Source organism: Pseudomonas sp. (assembly GCF_026224925.1).
In the GTDB taxonomy this organism is placed as follows: Bacteria; Pseudomonadota; Gammaproteobacteria; order Pseudomonadales; family Pseudomonadaceae; genus Aquipseudomonas.
In genome coordinates, this window is record NZ_JAMFRV010000094.1 from 1 (window position 1) to 15392 (window position 15392).

21 protein-coding genes are annotated in these 15392 nt (G+C 54.9%); 8 read left to right on the top strand and 13 right to left on the bottom strand.

Annotated features, from left to right (window positions below):
* Positions 1-4 precede the first annotated feature (4 nt).
* The 6 genes from M0974_RS04195 to M0974_RS04220 form a co-directional block, all read right to left on the bottom strand.
* Complete coding sequence (locus M0974_RS04195; RefSeq protein WP_297833165.1) at positions 5-442, bottom strand: nucleoside deaminase; 438 nt, start codon at positions 440-442, stop codon at positions 5-7.
* Between the two features lie 23 nt (positions 443-465).
* Positions 466-1014: a GNAT family N-acetyltransferase gene (locus M0974_RS04200; RefSeq protein WP_297833167.1), complete on the bottom strand. Its 549-nt coding sequence runs from the start codon at positions 1012-1014 to the stop codon at positions 466-468.
* Positions 1015-1280: 266 nt separating this feature from the next.
* Positions 1281-2294 (bottom strand): ABC transporter substrate-binding protein, encoded by a 1014-nt coding sequence (locus M0974_RS04205; RefSeq protein WP_297833169.1) that lies wholly within the window; start codon positions 2292-2294, stop codon positions 1281-1283.
* A 35-nt stretch (positions 2295-2329) separates the two neighbouring features.
* Positions 2330-2878 (bottom strand): sigma-70 family RNA polymerase sigma factor, encoded by a 549-nt coding sequence (locus tag M0974_RS04210; RefSeq protein ID WP_297833171.1) that lies wholly within the window; start codon positions 2876-2878, stop codon positions 2330-2332.
* A 135-nt stretch (positions 2879-3013) separates the two neighbouring features.
* A complete protein-coding gene (locus M0974_RS04215; RefSeq protein ID WP_297833173.1) occupies positions 3014-3805 on the bottom strand; it encodes a PhnD/SsuA/transferrin family substrate-binding protein in 792 nt (263 codons plus the stop codon).
* Positions 3806-3837: 32 nt separating this feature from the next.
* Positions 3838-4779: a fatty acid desaturase gene (locus M0974_RS04220; RefSeq protein WP_297833175.1), complete on the bottom strand. Its 942-nt coding sequence runs from the start codon at positions 4777-4779 to the stop codon at positions 3838-3840.
* A 425-nt stretch (positions 4780-5204) separates the two neighbouring features.
* Here M0974_RS04220 and M0974_RS04225 point away from each other — a divergent pair, with 425 nt between their 5' ends.
* Together M0974_RS04225 and M0974_RS04230 are read left to right on the top strand one after the other, a co-directional pair.
* On the top strand, positions 5205-5624 hold the full coding sequence (locus M0974_RS04225; RefSeq protein WP_297833177.1) for a GNAT family N-acetyltransferase: 420 nt from the start codon (positions 5205-5207) through the stop codon (positions 5622-5624).
* Positions 5625-5732: 108 nt separating this feature from the next.
* On the top strand, positions 5733-6596 hold the full coding sequence (locus M0974_RS04230) for a methyltransferase (RefSeq protein ID WP_297833179.1): 864 nt from the start codon (positions 5733-5735) through the stop codon (positions 6594-6596).
* Here the strand turns inward: M0974_RS04230 and def are convergent, their stop codons facing one another.
* From def to M0974_RS04245, 3 genes are all read right to left on the bottom strand, one after another.
* Positions 6597-7136, bottom strand: a complete 540-nt coding sequence (gene def / locus M0974_RS04235; protein WP_297833180.1) for a peptide deformylase — start codon at positions 7134-7136, stop codon at positions 6597-6599. It abuts the gene before it with no gap.
* Positions 7137-7182: 46 nt separating this feature from the next.
* Positions 7183-8145: a YihY/virulence factor BrkB family protein gene (locus M0974_RS04240; RefSeq protein ID WP_297833181.1), complete on the bottom strand. Its 963-nt coding sequence runs from the start codon at positions 8143-8145 to the stop codon at positions 7183-7185.
* A 230-nt stretch (positions 8146-8375) separates the two neighbouring features.
* The gene (locus tag M0974_RS04245) at positions 8376-8567 is read right to left on the bottom strand and encodes a CsbD family protein (protein WP_297833182.1); all 192 of its coding nucleotides are present in this window, start codon (positions 8565-8567) and stop codon (positions 8376-8378) included.
* A 257-nt stretch (positions 8568-8824) separates the two neighbouring features.
* Between M0974_RS04245 and M0974_RS04250 the strand changes: the two genes are divergently transcribed.
* Positions 8825-9205 carry a hypothetical protein gene (locus tag M0974_RS04250; protein WP_297833183.1) on the top strand — a complete coding sequence of 127 codons (381 nt, stop codon included), beginning with the start codon at positions 8825-8827 and terminating at the stop codon, positions 9203-9205.
* A gap of 134 nt (positions 9206-9339) precedes the next feature.
* Here the strand turns inward: M0974_RS04250 and M0974_RS04255 are convergent, their stop codons facing one another.
* The gene (locus tag M0974_RS04255) at positions 9340-9756 is read right to left on the bottom strand and encodes a DUF2177 family protein (RefSeq protein WP_297833184.1); all 417 of its coding nucleotides are present in this window, start codon (positions 9754-9756) and stop codon (positions 9340-9342) included.
* 154 nt (positions 9757-9910) lie between these two features.
* Here M0974_RS04255 and M0974_RS04260 point away from each other — a divergent pair, with 154 nt between their 5' ends.
* Positions 9911-10537 (top strand): DsbA family protein, encoded by a 627-nt coding sequence (locus M0974_RS04260; protein WP_297833185.1) that lies wholly within the window; start codon positions 9911-9913, stop codon positions 10535-10537.
* 52 nt (positions 10538-10589) lie between these two features.
* On the opposite strand, the gene M0974_RS04265 is transcribed toward M0974_RS04260, so the two are convergent.
* The gene (locus M0974_RS04265; protein ID WP_297833186.1) at positions 10590-11426 is read right to left on the bottom strand and encodes a S1-like domain-containing RNA-binding protein; all 837 of its coding nucleotides are present in this window, start codon (positions 11424-11426) and stop codon (positions 10590-10592) included.
* Between the two features lie 353 nt (positions 11427-11779).
* On the opposite strand from M0974_RS04265, the gene M0974_RS04270 reads away from it, so the two are divergent.
* The 3 genes from M0974_RS04270 to M0974_RS04280 all read left to right on the top strand — a co-directional run bounded on the left by M0974_RS04270 (position 11780) and on the right by M0974_RS04280 (position 13492).
* Positions 11780-11959 carry a hypothetical protein gene (locus M0974_RS04270; RefSeq protein ID WP_297833192.1) on the top strand — a complete coding sequence of 60 codons (180 nt, stop codon included), beginning with the start codon at positions 11780-11782 and terminating at the stop codon, positions 11957-11959.
* Between the two features lie 110 nt (positions 11960-12069).
* Positions 12070-12588, top strand: a complete 519-nt coding sequence (locus M0974_RS04275; RefSeq protein WP_297833187.1) for a hypothetical protein — start codon at positions 12070-12072, stop codon at positions 12586-12588.
* 46 nt (positions 12589-12634) lie between these two features.
* On the top strand, positions 12635-13492 hold the full coding sequence (locus M0974_RS04280) for a DUF6279 family lipoprotein (protein WP_297833188.1): 858 nt from the start codon (positions 12635-12637) through the stop codon (positions 13490-13492).
* A 33-nt stretch (positions 13493-13525) separates the two neighbouring features.
* On the opposite strand, the gene M0974_RS04285 is transcribed toward M0974_RS04280, so the two are convergent.
* Positions 13526-13918 carry a transcriptional regulator gene (locus M0974_RS04285; protein WP_297833189.1) on the bottom strand — a complete coding sequence of 131 codons (393 nt, stop codon included), beginning with the start codon at positions 13916-13918 and terminating at the stop codon, positions 13526-13528.
* A 180-nt stretch (positions 13919-14098) separates the two neighbouring features.
* Here M0974_RS04285 and M0974_RS04290 point away from each other — a divergent pair, with 180 nt between their 5' ends.
* On the top strand, positions 14099-14374 hold the full coding sequence (locus M0974_RS04290; protein ID WP_297833190.1) for a hypothetical protein: 276 nt from the start codon (positions 14099-14101) through the stop codon (positions 14372-14374).
* A 72-nt stretch (positions 14375-14446) separates the two neighbouring features.
* Here the strand turns inward: M0974_RS04290 and M0974_RS04295 are convergent.
* On the bottom strand, positions 14447-15392 hold a 946-nt coding region (locus tag M0974_RS04295; protein WP_297833191.1), incomplete at its 5' end, for a DEAD/DEAH box helicase.

Genomic DNA, 15392 nt, shown 5'->3' on the forward strand with positions numbered 1-15392 from the left:
CGGCTTATTCGCCGATGTCTTCGTTCCACAGCTGAGGTTTGGTGGCGATAAAGTCGCGCATCAGTTCGACGCACGTGTGGTTCTGCACGACATCGACCTGTACGCCTCTTGAGCGCAGCAACTGCTCCTCGCCCATGAACGTCTGATTTTCACCCACCACAATCTTCGCAATTCCATACAAAAGGATCGCACCGCTGCACATCGCGCACGGCGACAGCGTGGTGTACAACACCGACTCTTTGTAGGTTTTCGCAGACTGGCGGCCTGCATTCTCCAGCGCATCCATCTCGCCGTGCTTAATCGCACTGCCCTCCTGCACTCGCCGGTTATGCCCTCGGCCAATGATCTGACCGTTGTGGACGATAACGGATCCGATGGGAATACCGCCCTCGGCCAATCCCAGTTGAGCTTCGTCTATCGCCGCTTGCATGAATGGGTCCATGGAATCTCCTGAGGCTTACGGGCTTATTGAGTCTTGGCGTCAAGTGCAGCCCAGCTTAGCCGGGTCATGCGGTAGATTTTTACTCCGCGCCGATGGTATTGGCTGTGGATAAATGTATTGAAGCCTAGCTTCTCGATGACGTTCACCGAGGCGATGTTCTCCGGTTCGACGATGGCGATCAATGAATCAACGCCCAGCACGCCGAACGCGCAATCACGGGTAGCTTTCGCAGCCTCGGTGGCCAAGCCTTTACCCCAGTAATCACGGGCCAGTCGATAGCCAATCTCGACTTCTTCGACGCCTTCGACTGGCTCTGCATTCAGCCCACAAAAACCGATAAAGACCGACGTGGCTTTGTCGATAACTGCCCACGGACCGAAGTCGTTGGCTTGGTATGAAAATACGCAGCCTGCAACGAATTCCTGCGTTTCTTTTTCGCTCATCACGCCGCCCACCGAGTGACGCATGACCTGCGCATCGCCCAAAATCGCCGCAAGCGCTGGCACATCCTCGGCTTTCAACTCGCGGATCAGCAGCCTCTCAGTGTGTAGTTGAAATCCTGTCCTGCCCATCTGCGCCTCACCTTACAAGCAAGGGATAGATTTACGCATAACATCCAGAGACATGCGAGCTTCGAGGGAAACGGGTTATGGCATTCAATCCGCACGAAACCTGTAGGAGCGCGAAACGGTCCCAATAGGTTAACTGGTTGGCGAAGCAAGCGCCGCGGTATGTCTGGTAAACCGCGTCGTCTGCTTCCCGAACAAGTTCGGTCCCACTGAATCTCGGCATAACGCCGGATGTTGGGACAATCCCCAAACCGGGAGCGGCGATGGGGTTACAGGCTAGCTTTTACCTTGGTTGCGACTTCGGCGGGGACCCAGGCGGTCCAGACTTCCGGGTGGTCACGCAAGAACGATTGCGCAACAGCGTGCGGCTCCAAGCGTTTTTCACTCATCTGAGCCAATGTTGTGTTGAGTAGATCAATAGGCAGGTCGACCTTCTGGAAAAACGCGACGAGGTCCGGGTACTTGGCGTGAAAGGGTGCAGAAACGCCAATCGCCAAGTGTGCAGGCAGCGAGCGGGTGCCCTTTGGGTTGGGGTTGTTGGCGTCGGACAGGGTTTTCCAGGCTTCAGCATCGAATGGCGGCTCTTCGAGCTTCACCAGCTTAAAGCGACCGAGCAACGGCGTAGGAGACCAGTAATAGAACAACACCGGTTTGCCACGGCGGATCGACGAGCTGACTTCGGCATCCAGCGCTGCACCAGAACCGGTGCGGAAATTGACGAAGCTATCGTTCAGGCCATACGCCTTGAGTTTTTGCGTGTTGACGATTTCCGATGTCCAGCCGGTTGGGCTGTTAAGGAAGCGTCCTTGTTTCGGTGATTCCGGGTCGCGGAAAACATCTTTGTATTTCGGCAGGTCCGACACTGATTTCAGGTCCGGCGCGAGGGCTTTGATGCCGCGCTCAGCGTCGCCTTTGATCACGTACTCGGGTACCCACCAACCTTCTGTGGCGCCTTTGACGGTATCGCCAAGGCCAAATACCTTGCCTTCGCTTTCTGCCTTGATCCATACAGGACTGCGGCCAGCCCACTCTTCACCGATAACCTGAACATCATCCTTGGCCAGCGCCGCTTCCAGGCTGACAGTACTACCCGGCAACGTGTCGGTCGGGTAGCCATATCCCTTCTCGACAATGGTGCGCAGGATTTCAGTGATCAAGCTGCCGCTTTCCCACGTGATATCACCAAAATGGATAGGTGCCGCTTTTTCAGCCGCAAACACTGGCTGCGTGAGCATTCCCAACGCCAATACCGTGCTGCCCAACAGATGCTTTATCGATGTCATGATTGTCTCTTGGTCATTGGAGGTGCAGTGCTTTTTTATAGACGCCATGCACCGATTGTTCCATTACCAGCCTGAAGCAACGTTGGTACCTTCAGGCAGCGGGAAAAAGCCTTGTTCATGTAATCACTGACGGAACGTTGGCAAATACCCAGTTCGTTTGCGATCTGTGGATAAGTCAGGCCATTGACGTGTGACAACAGGAAAGTCGCTTTGACCTTGCTTGGTAGACGGTCGAGTGCGGTGTCGACCGCCTGCAGGGCTTCGATCACCTGTGCGCGATTCTCAGGCGAATGGCCATGCGGTTCAAGGTCATCGGGCAAGCCGTTGAAATAATCCCGTTCCAGGTCGCGCCGTCGCCAGGTCTGGTACAGCAAACGTTGGGCGATGGTGGTCAATAACGCCCGAGGCTCTCTTATCGGCACCACGCTGGGCGACGCCAATAGCTGGGCGAACGTTTCTGCGGCGATGTCTTCAGCGCTGACGCTGCAATTAACGTGGCGACGCAACCTGCGGCACAGCCATTCATAGTGGCTGCGAAACAGAGCGCCCACATAGTCGCGATGGGATAGAGAGGTGCCGGACATGATGGCTCCAGTGAGGTTGGGTACTGCGTATGTCCGGTGTTCCGGTGGAGCCATCCTAGCAAGCGTTCTTATTCTTTAATAATATTTAAACGGTATTTTTATATTCCTTAACTGAATATCAGAAAATTATTAATTTCATATCAACCGCGGCAATCCCAGCTCTTCAGCCTCACGCTGGTAATCAAGCAGTACCTGATAATCCGCTTCCCTGGCAGGCAATACGCTGTGAATCGCCAGCGTCCCCGCGACCTCGGGCAGGTCTTCCAGGGCCTGGTTCATCGCGTGACGAATGCGTTCAGCGTCGGTAGCATCAAGGGAAACAGCACCGATGTAGGGCAAGGTCGGGCTAATCGCGCTTCGACCAATAACACGCAGGCCATCGACTTCGGTACTGGCAGCTTGGACGAGGTAGTCATAGGTCACGCTGTCGATGGCGGCCAAATCCCCACGCCCTTCACGCAGCCAGCGCATGCTTTCGCGATGTCCGCCTGTCAACGAGACCGCTCCAAAGAAGCGTCCGTCACGCTGCAACGGCGCTAGGCGATGACGAAGCAGGTTCATTCCGGAGTTGGAATCTTCGTTGTTGACCAATCCATGACTGCCATGGAACTGCTCAAGCTCGGACCTCGGATCACCTTCACGGGCCAGCAGCAGGCTGCAATGCGTTCCATCAGCGCTATGCGCAAGACGATAGTCCGGACGCCCGATCAACCGCACCTTGCCGCGCAATGCCGTCATCAGCGGGTAACCACAGGTCTGGCTGAGCAACAGATTCGGCGATAACCACAACGGCATTAAATCCACGTGGTCAGTAGGGTCCCGAGCGATGTCGAGGCGTTGCGCGATACGCGTCAGCCACGCTTCATTGGCCGCACGCAGCCGGTCCGGCGCGGTGTACATCAGTAACTCGGCAAAGCCATGGGTCATGCTCGAATCCCTGCATCAAAGGGCAAGAGGCGTCAGGCGTGTGGATGTTGCGGGCTGTCGATAGGCCTCAAACTGTGCTTGCGGAACAGTTCACCATAGCCGCGCACCAGAAAACCACCGCTGCGTGCCAACCATTGTTCGCGGCGGGCCTGGTAGACCCGCGGCAGAAAATACCAGGGCAAACCGGGCAAGTCGTGGTGGACAAGGTGCAGGTTCAAATGCAGAAACAAACCACTCCAGATCCACGCCGCTTCGTTGATGACCGTTCGCTGTTCCGGGCGCTCGGTGGGGCGATGTTCATAGTACGAACGGACCATCGACACCGACAGCGCAGGCAACGTGACCAACAATACGTAATGCCAGACCGGCAGAACACTGAAACGTGCGATAAACCAGAACATCAGCAGCGTGAACGCAGCGTGTGTCAGCCACATGCGCCACGCCTGTAAGTCGCCGCGCCGTAACTGGGAGAACACTTCACGGACCAGCGCCAGCAAGGCCAGCGGCGCGCCAAACAGTAACCGTCCGGGCAAGGTTTTATCCAGCCAGCGCAGGCTACGCATAATACGTGGTGTGTGTTGCCAGTGCTGCTGGCTGAGGTAACGGCTTTCCGGGTCGAGGCCCGGCAGCGTTAAATCGTCATCGCAGTGATGAGCCAAGTGCGTGTCGCGATAAAGCGTGTACGGATACCACAGCGCGAACGGTGCGTAGCCCAACGCTTTATTCAGCCATAGCCAGCGCGTTGGATGACCGTGAAGCAATTCGTGCTGCACCGACATCCACAGCACCACCAGCACAATCATCAGCGCGGTTGTCGGCCAGAGCCCGAGCCAATGGCTGCCGAGCAACAGTCCAAACCAGCCGCAATAGACACCCAACAACAATAACCAGGTAGGCCATTCGGTGTGGCCAGTAAAACTCTGCCGCAGGCGCAACACGTCGCCATGCTGGGCATCATCAAGGTAATGGGGCATTAAGTGCTTCCTGCGTCAGGGCTGGATCAGTCGTAAATGCTGACTTCAATCCTGTTGTGCGATGACGCAGCGAAATCGTGTAGATCGATGGGTTATGAACTTAGAACGGTAGAAACAGAAGCGGAGCCCGAGAGGCTCCGCACTACTGAATCAATGGCTGAGCATTGAACTCAACTGTCTTTCTTGGCCTTCTTGTCAGCGCGTTTTTCTTGGAGAGTTTTTGTCGGTTTTTTCTTGTCAGCTTTCTTTGATTCCATGCCTTTGGCCATGATGCTTACTCCGCTGTTGGGGGATCTGGGCTCAGTTATACACCTAATCGGGCGCCATACCGACACCCAATGCAGCACGTTATGATGCGCCGCACATGAAGCGGTCATTAAGGCTGCGCCCTTCTCTGATCTGCCGCCGTCGCGCTATCGAGTCTTATGCCTGCCACCTACTTTTGCGTGTTGCCCGAAGCGTGCAAACCGCTGCTGAACAAGTTCTATAAAGCGCATAAATCGCCCATGCGACCCGTCAACGAGGCACAGCTGTGGGTGGCGAAACAGCAGGACATTGTCGGTGCGCTGTGCCTGAGCACTGTTGCTGACGGGCACTGGCTGACCGGATTATTCGTCGCGCCGTCGTTGCGCGGCCAGAGCATCGCCAGCGATTTGATTCGCGAGGTATTGGCGCAGACTGCCAACCCCGTCTGGTTGTTCTGTCATCCCGATCTACTCGGCTTTTATCAACGAGCTGGATTTGAGCCCGATTCCGCGTTGCCGCAGGCTTTGGCAGAGCGCTTCGCACGCTACAGCAGAACCAAACCTTTGATCGCCATGAGCAGGCTAAACCGTCAGCCATAGAACCATTGGTTGTATGCACTGTGAAAAAAAGTGTGATCGCGGTGATAAATCTGCGTGGTAGCCTTTGCGCTAACGGGCCTGGATCGGGCCAAAACGACAAGGATTGGTATGAAGTTCCAGCTTATCGCTTGCTCCCTCGCCGCGCTGTTTGGGATTGCTCACGCTCAGGCCGCGGATATCCATGCGCCAGCGTCTACAGTGACTGCTGCGCAGTTCGCAAAAGTATTGTCGGGCCCTTGGCGCGCACCGGAAAACAGCGCCCGCGATCAGTACCGTCATCCGCAACAAACCTTGCAGTTCTTCGGTTTGCGCGCCAATCAGACCTTGATTGAAATCACCCCCGGCAACGGCTGGTACAGCGAAGTGCTGGCGCCATTGCTCAAGGACAAAGGTCGCTATATCGCGGCCGTGCAATCGACTGCCACCGGCGACAACTCACGCAAGGCCGCTGACCGACTGAAACAGAAATTTGCCGCCGACCCTGCGCATTACAGCAAAGCACAGATCGTTGAGTTTGATCCGCAGACGCCAGTCTTCGGCAAACCCGCCTCGGCCGACACAGTGCTGACGTTTCGCAACGTGCATAACTGGGTTATGGAAGACGATGCACCCGCGATGTTCAAAGGGTTTTACAACGTGCTGAAAAAGGGCGGCACCTTGGGTGTAGTCGACCACCGTGCCAAAGACGGTGCATCTCAAGAGTCGATCAAAGACAGCGGTTATCTGCCCACGGCTTACGTCGTAAAACTCGCCACCGATGCAGGGTTTGTGCTTGCCGGCAGCAGCGAAATCAACGCCAATCCGAAGGACACCAAGGATTACTCCCAAGGCGTCTGGACCCTGCCGCCGACCTTGACCATGGGGGATCAGGATCGCGATAAATACCTGGCCATTGGCGAATCCGACCGCCTGACCCTGCGCTTCATCAAGCCCGCCCACCCAACAAAAGCAGCGGGCAAAGCCAAACCGTGATTATTCGTCGGCGTTAGGGTCCATGTCCGGAAATAACACGTCCATGTAGCCGAATTTGCTGAAATCAGTGATTCGCGATGGGTACAGCCGGCCAATCAAGTGGTCGCATTCATGCTGCACCACGCGCGCGTGAAAACCGTGCGCGGTGCGCTGGATAGGCAAACCGTCCGGATCAAACCCTTCGTAACGAATGTGCTCGTAGCGATCGACCACACCGCGTAAACCCGGCACCGACAGGCACCCTTCCCAGCCCTCTTCCATGCTCGGATTGAGCGGGGTGATCAGCGGATTGAGCAAGATAGTTTGCGGCACGGCTTCCGCTTCAGGGTAACGTTCACTGTGCTCAAAGCCGAAGATTACCAGCTGCAGATCGACGCCAATTTGCGGCGCGGCCAAGCCGACGCCGCCGACACTGTCCATGGTTTCAAACATGTCGTCGATCAAGGCCTTTAGCTCGGGCGTACCGAACATCGATTCAGGCACGAGGGGCGCAATGCGCAGCAGGCGCTCATCGCCCATTTTCAGAATTTCGCGAATCATACAAACCCTTGTCTGTTAGACGATGGGTAATCGTGCCACATCAGGCCTACGATTCGTCAGCCCTTGCAGTGATTGGCACCGAATTATTATGGCCCAGCCCCGAGTTATGCTTGGTCGACTGCGGGTTATGACCACCATCACCGACTTCTTTCTCGCCGGGATTCTTGCCCTCTGAGTGCATGTGCTCGATGACCGCGTTCATCTCCGCGCCAAGTAGCAACACTGCGGCCGATATGTAGAAGTACAGTAACAGCACAATGATCGCGCCGATGCTGCCGTACATGGCGTTGTAGTTAGAGAAGGTCTTGACGTAATAACCGAACCCCAGCGAAGCGATGATCCACACCACCACCGCTAGCACAGAGCCTGAGGTGATGAAACGAAACTCTTGCTTCACGTCGGGCATGACGAAATACATCAAGGCCACGGCCACCATCATCAAAACGATAATCACCGGCCAGCGCAGGATGGTCCACAACGTCACAATAAAATCTTGCATGCCGATTTGGCCAGCCAGCCAACTCATCACTTGCGGCCCGGTGACCATCAGCGCGGCAGCGGCCAGGAGCATCCCGGCAATTCCAATGGTATAGAGGATAGAGAGTGGAAAACGCTTCCAGATCGGCCGCCCTTCGGTTACATCGTAAGCAGCATTCATGGCGCTCATCATCAAGCGCACGCCAGCCGAGGCAGTCCATAAGGCAACCACAATACCAATCGATAACAGCCCGCCCTTGGATTGCTGCAACTGATCGATGACCGGATTGACCTGGTCCAGTGCTTGGGGCGGCAAAACCAATTCAGATTGCAACCGCAGCCAAGAAAAGAAGTCCGGCAGGTGCAGGAACCCGATCAAGGCAATGAGGAATAGCAAGAACGGGAACAACGAGAACAACATTTGATAAGCCAATGCGGACGCGTAGGTCGACATTTCGTCTTTTATGAACTCATTGACGGTCCGCACCAACACCTTCCGCATGGGAAGGTCGCCTAAATTCGGGAAAATCATGATATCTCCTTACGACTCAAATCAAGCTGACTTAACTATTGACGGGGCAAGCGCTTCAATTTCAAGCCTGCATGTTCGAGGGCTGGCGTTTTACCTTAACGTAGCCTAGTTGGCGACCGTAGAGAGGTATCAAATTCTGTCAGCCGACTGTGCTGGCAGAGGGTTGCAACTCATAAAACAACGGCCACACTAGATGGCCGTTGCGCTTAACGTTAAGCCAACTGATCGGCTCACGCTTTATCGACACCTTTTTTCACCGCGTCTTTCGCTTTGCCTATCGCTTGTTGGGTGTCACCTTTGATTTCTTGGGCTTTACCTTCGGCTCTGAGCTTCGAATTGTCAGTGGCTTTGCCTACGCCTTGCTTGACGTTACCGACGGCTTCGTTGGCCATACCTTTGACTTTGTCGCCAGTGCTACTCATGGTGATTCTCCTGAATCGAAAAAGTAGGTGTCGTGTGCTCGACATTACGATTGACGCCCTCCCTAACGCAGAGTTTCATAAAGTTTCTATTCGGCTATTCCGTTCGTCGTCAAATTCAAGCCTCAAAAACCAGCTCATTTGCCCACAGTTTGCAGGTTTAACTTTAAGTTTTGGCAGCTACCCCCGAGAATGCTCGACGCAGTCAGGCTGGGGTCGCCAAGGCCACCGCACTGAACACACAGATCCACAGGAACGTTATGAAACTCGATAAAAAACTGGCCATCGCCCGCAGAAACCAGGCACTCGGCGGTGCCGTGCTCGGCACCAACAACAGCCATTTCACCGCGCTGAATGCCAACAAAAACATTTGGTGGTTTGACCTGCCCATGGGTCGCCTGCAAATAGGTCAGTACGAATGGGTGCATTTGCTATTGCACACGCCGAGCACTGATCAACTGCTGCACCTGAAAGTGCCGACCGTCTTTTTGCGCGATCACATGGAAGGCTTGGTCGTTCGTAACAAAGACAAGCGCAACTGCACCGTCAGCCTGGAATTGAGTGCAGACAAGGACTCGTTTTTGAAAGACGTACGCCCCGATGGCGCTAACGTGCAGTTCGCCTCGTTCGTGCAGAAATAACGCTCCCCGGCTCCCCTGTGGGACCGAATTCATTCGGGAAGGCGTCGTGTCAGATACAGACGATGCCAGATGTGAGACCCACTCCCGAATGAATTCGCCCCCACAGTGACGTCAATCGGCAGTGGGCTACCCACTTACACATACCCGCGCATCTGCAGCCTGCTAGTGACCCAATAACCGCCCGCCCCCGCTAGCCCTGAAACCACTACACCCCACAGCAGATCAACCATTGCCATTTGTGCCGGCCAGCCTTGCAGCGTCGCCCAATTGGACAAGTCGTAGGTCCCATACGCCATTAACCCCAGAAACGCGCTAGCCGCCGCGGCCCTGCCCAACCGTTCGCGATTTAACCCCGGCAGCACCCCGAATACGACGATCCCTAACGCGTACAACAGATAAAACGCGATGGCCGGGCCAACGACCGGTTTCTCCAGCATCAAGGGTCCCAGCCAACTTCTGTACTGCGGTCCCATCAACAGACCGAGCCAGATTCCGTCGCACACAAGAAGCACCAGCAGCGTGCTGACATAGGCGGTAAGGTATTTTTTCATCGGGACCATCCTGACGGTTGGAGCAGGCGATGCGGGAGGGAGCCCCCCGCAGAACTAAGTAGACCCTGCGGCTAACTGATTTGATCCTCCGAACGGGGGGACTTTTTTGTTGATGTAGCAGTCAGTGTTAGGTAGCGGTCATGGAGAATTGGATATGAACAGTGATAGTCAATTGAAAGTCGACATCTGGAGTGACTACGTGTGCCCCTTTTGTTACCTGCAACTGTCAATATTCGAACAGCTGCAGCGGGAATACGGAACCAGAATTACTGTGCAGTGGCATGCCTTTGAACTAAGACCTGAACCGCTTGCTACCCTGGACCCTGGAGCCGATTACTTGCGCGCCACTTGGTTACAACAAGTTTATCCCATGGCAGAAAAACGCAACGTACTGATGAAGCTGCCCCCGGTTCAACCCCGCAGCCGTGCTGTACTGGAGGCCGCCGCTTTCGCCAAAGCGCAAGGCAAGTTTGACGCATTCCATAGAGAGGCGTTTCGCTCGTTTTTCGAATTTGGTCGCGATATAGGTGATGTTGCGGAGCTACTGGACATGGGCACTCGTGCCGGTTTGGACAGGCACGCCCTGAGCAGCGCTTTATCCAATCATCATTACACCGACCAGATTGTGGCCGACGAGGGGCTTGCCGATAAGCTGGGATTACGAGGTGTACCGGCCTTTTTGATTCGCCGCGCCGATCAACCTTTAAGCGAAGCCACCGTGCTAAACGGGGCGATGAGCATTGACCCGTTCAAACGGGAAATTGACAGGCTGTGCGCGTGATACCACGCTGAATCGATACGGGGAGCCTGGCATCGGCTCCCCTCTCAGGGATTTACACCAAGTCGATACGGTCTGCGTGAATAACAATCAGGCCCTGCTTGTACAGCGCGCCGATGGCTTTTTTGAAGTTACCCTTGCTGACGCCGAACAAGCCGCTGATCACTTGCGGATCGCTTTTGTCGCTGACTGGAAGGGTGCCGTTGTTATCGCGCAATTTGGCCAAAATCTTCGAATTCAAGCTACCCGCCGCTTCTTCACCGACCGGTTGCAGGCTCAGGCTGATATTGCCGTCAGCGCGAATTTCTTTGATGAAACCCTTCTCTTCTTTGCCGGGACGCAAGAACTTGAACACTTCGTTCTTGTGGATCAGGCCCCAGTGCTTGTTGTTGATAATGGCCTTGAAGCCCATATCGGTCGCTTCGGCCACCAGCAAATTGACCTCCTGGCCGACGGTATAATTGGCCGGGGTTTTGTCCAGGTAGCGGTCCAGCCGAGCGGTGGCTGTAATGCGACGAGTGTGCTTGTCCAAGTAAACATGAACGACGCAGTACTCGCCGGCTTGCATCGTGCGCTTCTCTTCGGAGTACGGCAGCAGCAGATCCTTGGACAAACCCCAGTCGAGGAAAATGCCGATGCTGTTCACTTCGAGAACTTTCAAGCTGGCAAACTCACCGACCTGAACTTTTGGCTTTTCAGTGGTGGCAATCAGCTTGTCATCACTGTCTAGGTAAACGAAGACTTTGAGCCAGTCTTCATCTTCGCTGGGAATATCTTTAGGAATATAGCGATTAGGCAGCAGGATTTCGCCGTCCTGAGCGCCGTCCAGATATAAGCCAAAGTTAGTGTGTTTTACCACTTGCAAGCTGTTGTAGCGCCCGACTAAAGCCATTTCCAAATACCCTCATTACGTAGGCGGCATTCTACCCGACTTTGCTGATTGTGTTTGCGGCACTAGAAAAATCAAGCATTTACTGAAGATTTCCGAGCCTACGAAGTCGCGTGTTGTTACCCCGCTCGTCAGGTCAGCCAAGCGCTTGGGATGCTCCCGAGCCGTTGCCCGTCCGCAACGGGGAAAATAACTTTCCTGCTAAAACAATCGGTTAGTGGTTGAGAGCCCAAGCGGTGGGTTTAAAAATACCCCGTGGAACCAATAATGTTTTAGGGCTATATTTCCCAAGCAATTGTCAAGCGATTCATATACAATTGCTGGCCGTATTGAATTTATATAGGTCCCTGGCAGCCATGCGTGTAAAAGCATCCAATTCAAAACCAAAGGCAGCTCCAGCCGTTGAGACCAGCGAGTCGATCAACGCACAAATTGCAGCTTTCTTGAAAACCGGTGGTGAAATCCAGCAGATCGCCAAAGGCGTCAGCGGCCAGACTTTCGGTCCGTCCAAGCAAATCACCCTCGGCAAAAAGTAAGTTTCCCCCGCTTCAGCTGTCGATCTCTATGCGCTTTGGTTTCAAGGCGCTAGCCATCGATCCTTCTTAGTCCGAACCGCCCGTGAATGTTGTTTTCAGCGGAATCGACCATGAACAAATGGATTATTTTCTGTGCGTTGCTGTGTCTAGGCGGATGCGCTCACCGTTGCGACAATTCCGGTAGTTTCAATTCGAACAGCGAAGCATCGCTGAGCGGCAGCCCTTGCCGCGCGGAATACCTGCTCTATCAGAACGACATGCTTCAAGCGAAGATGCTGGTCAGCACAGGAGGCAATGAAAACACTGAATTGGCAAAGGCAATGCTCCAGCGGGCAGCCCGCCAAGATCAAAGTGGCGAGGCCGAGTTCTATCAGGCTGTGTTATTGATTCGTGACGGCGGCGCGTCTTCCAGGTCCGGCGACTTGCTTGAACAGGCTCCCAAACGTAAACACCCCCTGGCGATTGCCTTGCTCGCTCAGCAGCTAGCGGTCTCGGACCCAAAACAAGCTGAACGATACCGCGCCAACTATGCCGAACTGGATGTGGCTACCAGTGGTTACCCTTCGCTTGAACAAGCGCAGAACGTCGCCGATGGCCTGATCGCGCCACCCGTGCGACATATACCGTAATGCCCGATTCGATTTAAGGAAGTCAGGCCCCAAGGAACGTCTACACATGCGCAAGTCGATCATGCTTTTGATGGCTGCAGTTCTGGTGATGTCTGGCTGCACCCGTATTGGGCTGGCCTATCGACACCTTGATGTGATCATTCCTTGGTCAGTTAACGATTATCTGGGCATGAATTCCACGCAAAAGCGCTGGCTGGATGACCGCCTAAAAGAACACCTGAGCTGGAATTGCACCACACAAGTTCCCGGCTACGTCGCTTGGCTGGACAACTTGCAGCACATGGTGGAAACCAACCAGGTGACCGAGGCGGCACTTAAAGCACGTACAGCTGAAGGTAAGCTGGCGATTGAGCAGATATCCAAACAAGTCACGCCATCAGCCGTCGAGCTGCTCAGCCAGCTGGACGACAAACAGGTGCAGACCCTGCGAGAGGCATTCGCCAAAGACTTGCGCGAGCACAAGGAAGAATTTCTTGACCCACCGCTGAACCAGCAGATCACCGAACGGGCGCAGCGCATGGAGAAACGTTTGGCTCCGTGGATCGGCGACTTGAACGCGGCTCAGCATCAGCGAGTAGCCGCTTGGTCGGTGACGTTGGGTGAGCAGAACCAAATGTGGATCGACAACCGCGCCCATTGGCAGGGGCTGTTCATTGCCGTCCTCCAGCAGCGCAAAACACCTGATTTTGCGCAACGTATCTCGCCGTTGTTGCAAGACCGGAGCAGTTTCTGGACACCGCAATATCGTCAGGCCTACGACCAAACCGAACAGGCTGCAATCCGCCTGCTAGTGGATTTAATGGCTGATAGCACACCGAATCAACGTCAGCGCCTGATCAAGAAAATCGGCGAAGTGCGGGAAGACTTTGCCGATTTGAGTTGCCTGAAGGCTGCTACAAAATAGTCGGCACCAGTTAAACCTCAGTGTTTCAAACACTCACGCAATCTGCGCTTTAGACGCCACGCTATCAAACGTATCCGGATCCAGCGCATCGACCTGTTCGTCCAGCACTTGGCGCGGGTGGTCGTTGCCGGGAATGCTGCTGTCGATCAAGGCCAACAGGCTGGCTCCGCGCGAGGTAAGGGTGAAATTATTGCCGGTGCTGCCGTCGTCTTCCGGCCGAGGTTCAATGAACCCACCCCTGTACAGCACCAACTCATAATCTGCCGCCGTCGTTTTTAGTTCATCCAAATTGCCAATCGGTGAACCTTCAGCCGCCAAGGCCGCAGCATATTCCTCGGCATAGGCGCGAGGAGCAAAGCTTTTGCCTGCGCCGTTTTGCACTTCATGCAGCAAGCGCTCGATCAGATCCCAGTTATATTCCGTCATGATTGTTCGTCTCCAGCCAACATGGGTAATGCCCGCGGCTGCTCGCCGCCGGGTTCGGCTACATACATGTGTGACCGGTTCCTGCAGCCACCGTTCAGCGATCGCGACTCACTAGAGCGCTGAACTTTTTCCCGATTCGCCCCCTCAACCTGATAAGCACCTTAAGGAAAGAGGCAGAACATGAAGATCCTGCTGAGCATCACGACCGCCCTTACATTGCTGTCGGCGATCCCTGCGTGGGCCTGCACGCCCGAAGAGGCCGAGGCCAAACGCACGCAACTGGCCGAGGAAGTCCACAAGCTAACGCAGCAGAACCCCGAAAAAGCCAAAGAGATGAACCAACAATTGCAGGACATGAACCTGGACACCGCCAGCAAAGACCTGCCGGACAAATGCCAACTGATCGATCAACGGCTTAAGGATTTGGACTCTGCTGCGAACAAGGCCAACGGCTGATTAAACGTCAGCCATAAAAAAACCGGCGCATCCAATGCGCCGGTTTTTTATTCACTAGATGACCAAACCAGCTTATTCAGCCGCAGGCGCTTCTGGCTTACGCTTTTTCAGCGGCGCCTTGCCATCTGCACTGACCAACGACAACGCGTCAGTTTTCGGCCGGTTAGTGATCTTGCGTTTGGTCGGCGCCTTGGCGCTGCCCTTTTTGTCAGTTTTCTTGTCGCCGGCTTTAACCTTCTTCTTCACGCCAACCGCTTTGCCCGACGCCTTGACTTTCTTCGGTCCGCCGTAGGTGCCTTTGACTTCCTTGATGGTGCGACGCTCGAAGCTTTGCTTCAAGTAACGCTCGACACTGGACATGAGGTTCCAGTCGCCGTGGCAGATCAGCGAGATCGCCAAACCTTCACCACCGGCACGGCCCGTACGACCGATACGGTGTACATAGTCGTCGCCGCTGCGTGGCATGTCGAAGTTGATGACCATGTCCAGGCCTTCAACGTCCAGGCCACGAGCCGCCACGTCAGTTGCTACGAGGATTTTGACGCCGCCCTGCTTCAGACGGTCGATGGCCAGCTTGCGATCTTTCTGGTCCTTGTCGCCGTGCAGCACGAACGCTTTGTATTCCAGCGCAACCAGACGGCCGTACAGCCGGTCAGCCATGGCACGGGTGTTGGTGAAGATAATCGCTTTTTGATAGGTTTCGTTGGCCAACAACCAGTGAACAATCTTTTCTTTATGGCTGTTGTGGTCAGCAGTGATGATTTGCTGACGGGTGCCCGCAGCAAGCTCACTGACGCTGTTGACCTGCAAATGCTGCGGATCGGTCAGCACTCGGCCGATCATTTCACGCAGACCCGCGCCACCGGTGGTCGCCGAGAACAACAGGGTTTGCTGACGGTTTTTGCATTCACCGGCCAGACGCTCGACGTCTTCGGCAAAACCCATGTCGAGCATGCGGTCGGCTTCGTCGAGAATCAGCAGTTCGACTTGGGACAGGTCCAGATTGCCAGCATTGAGC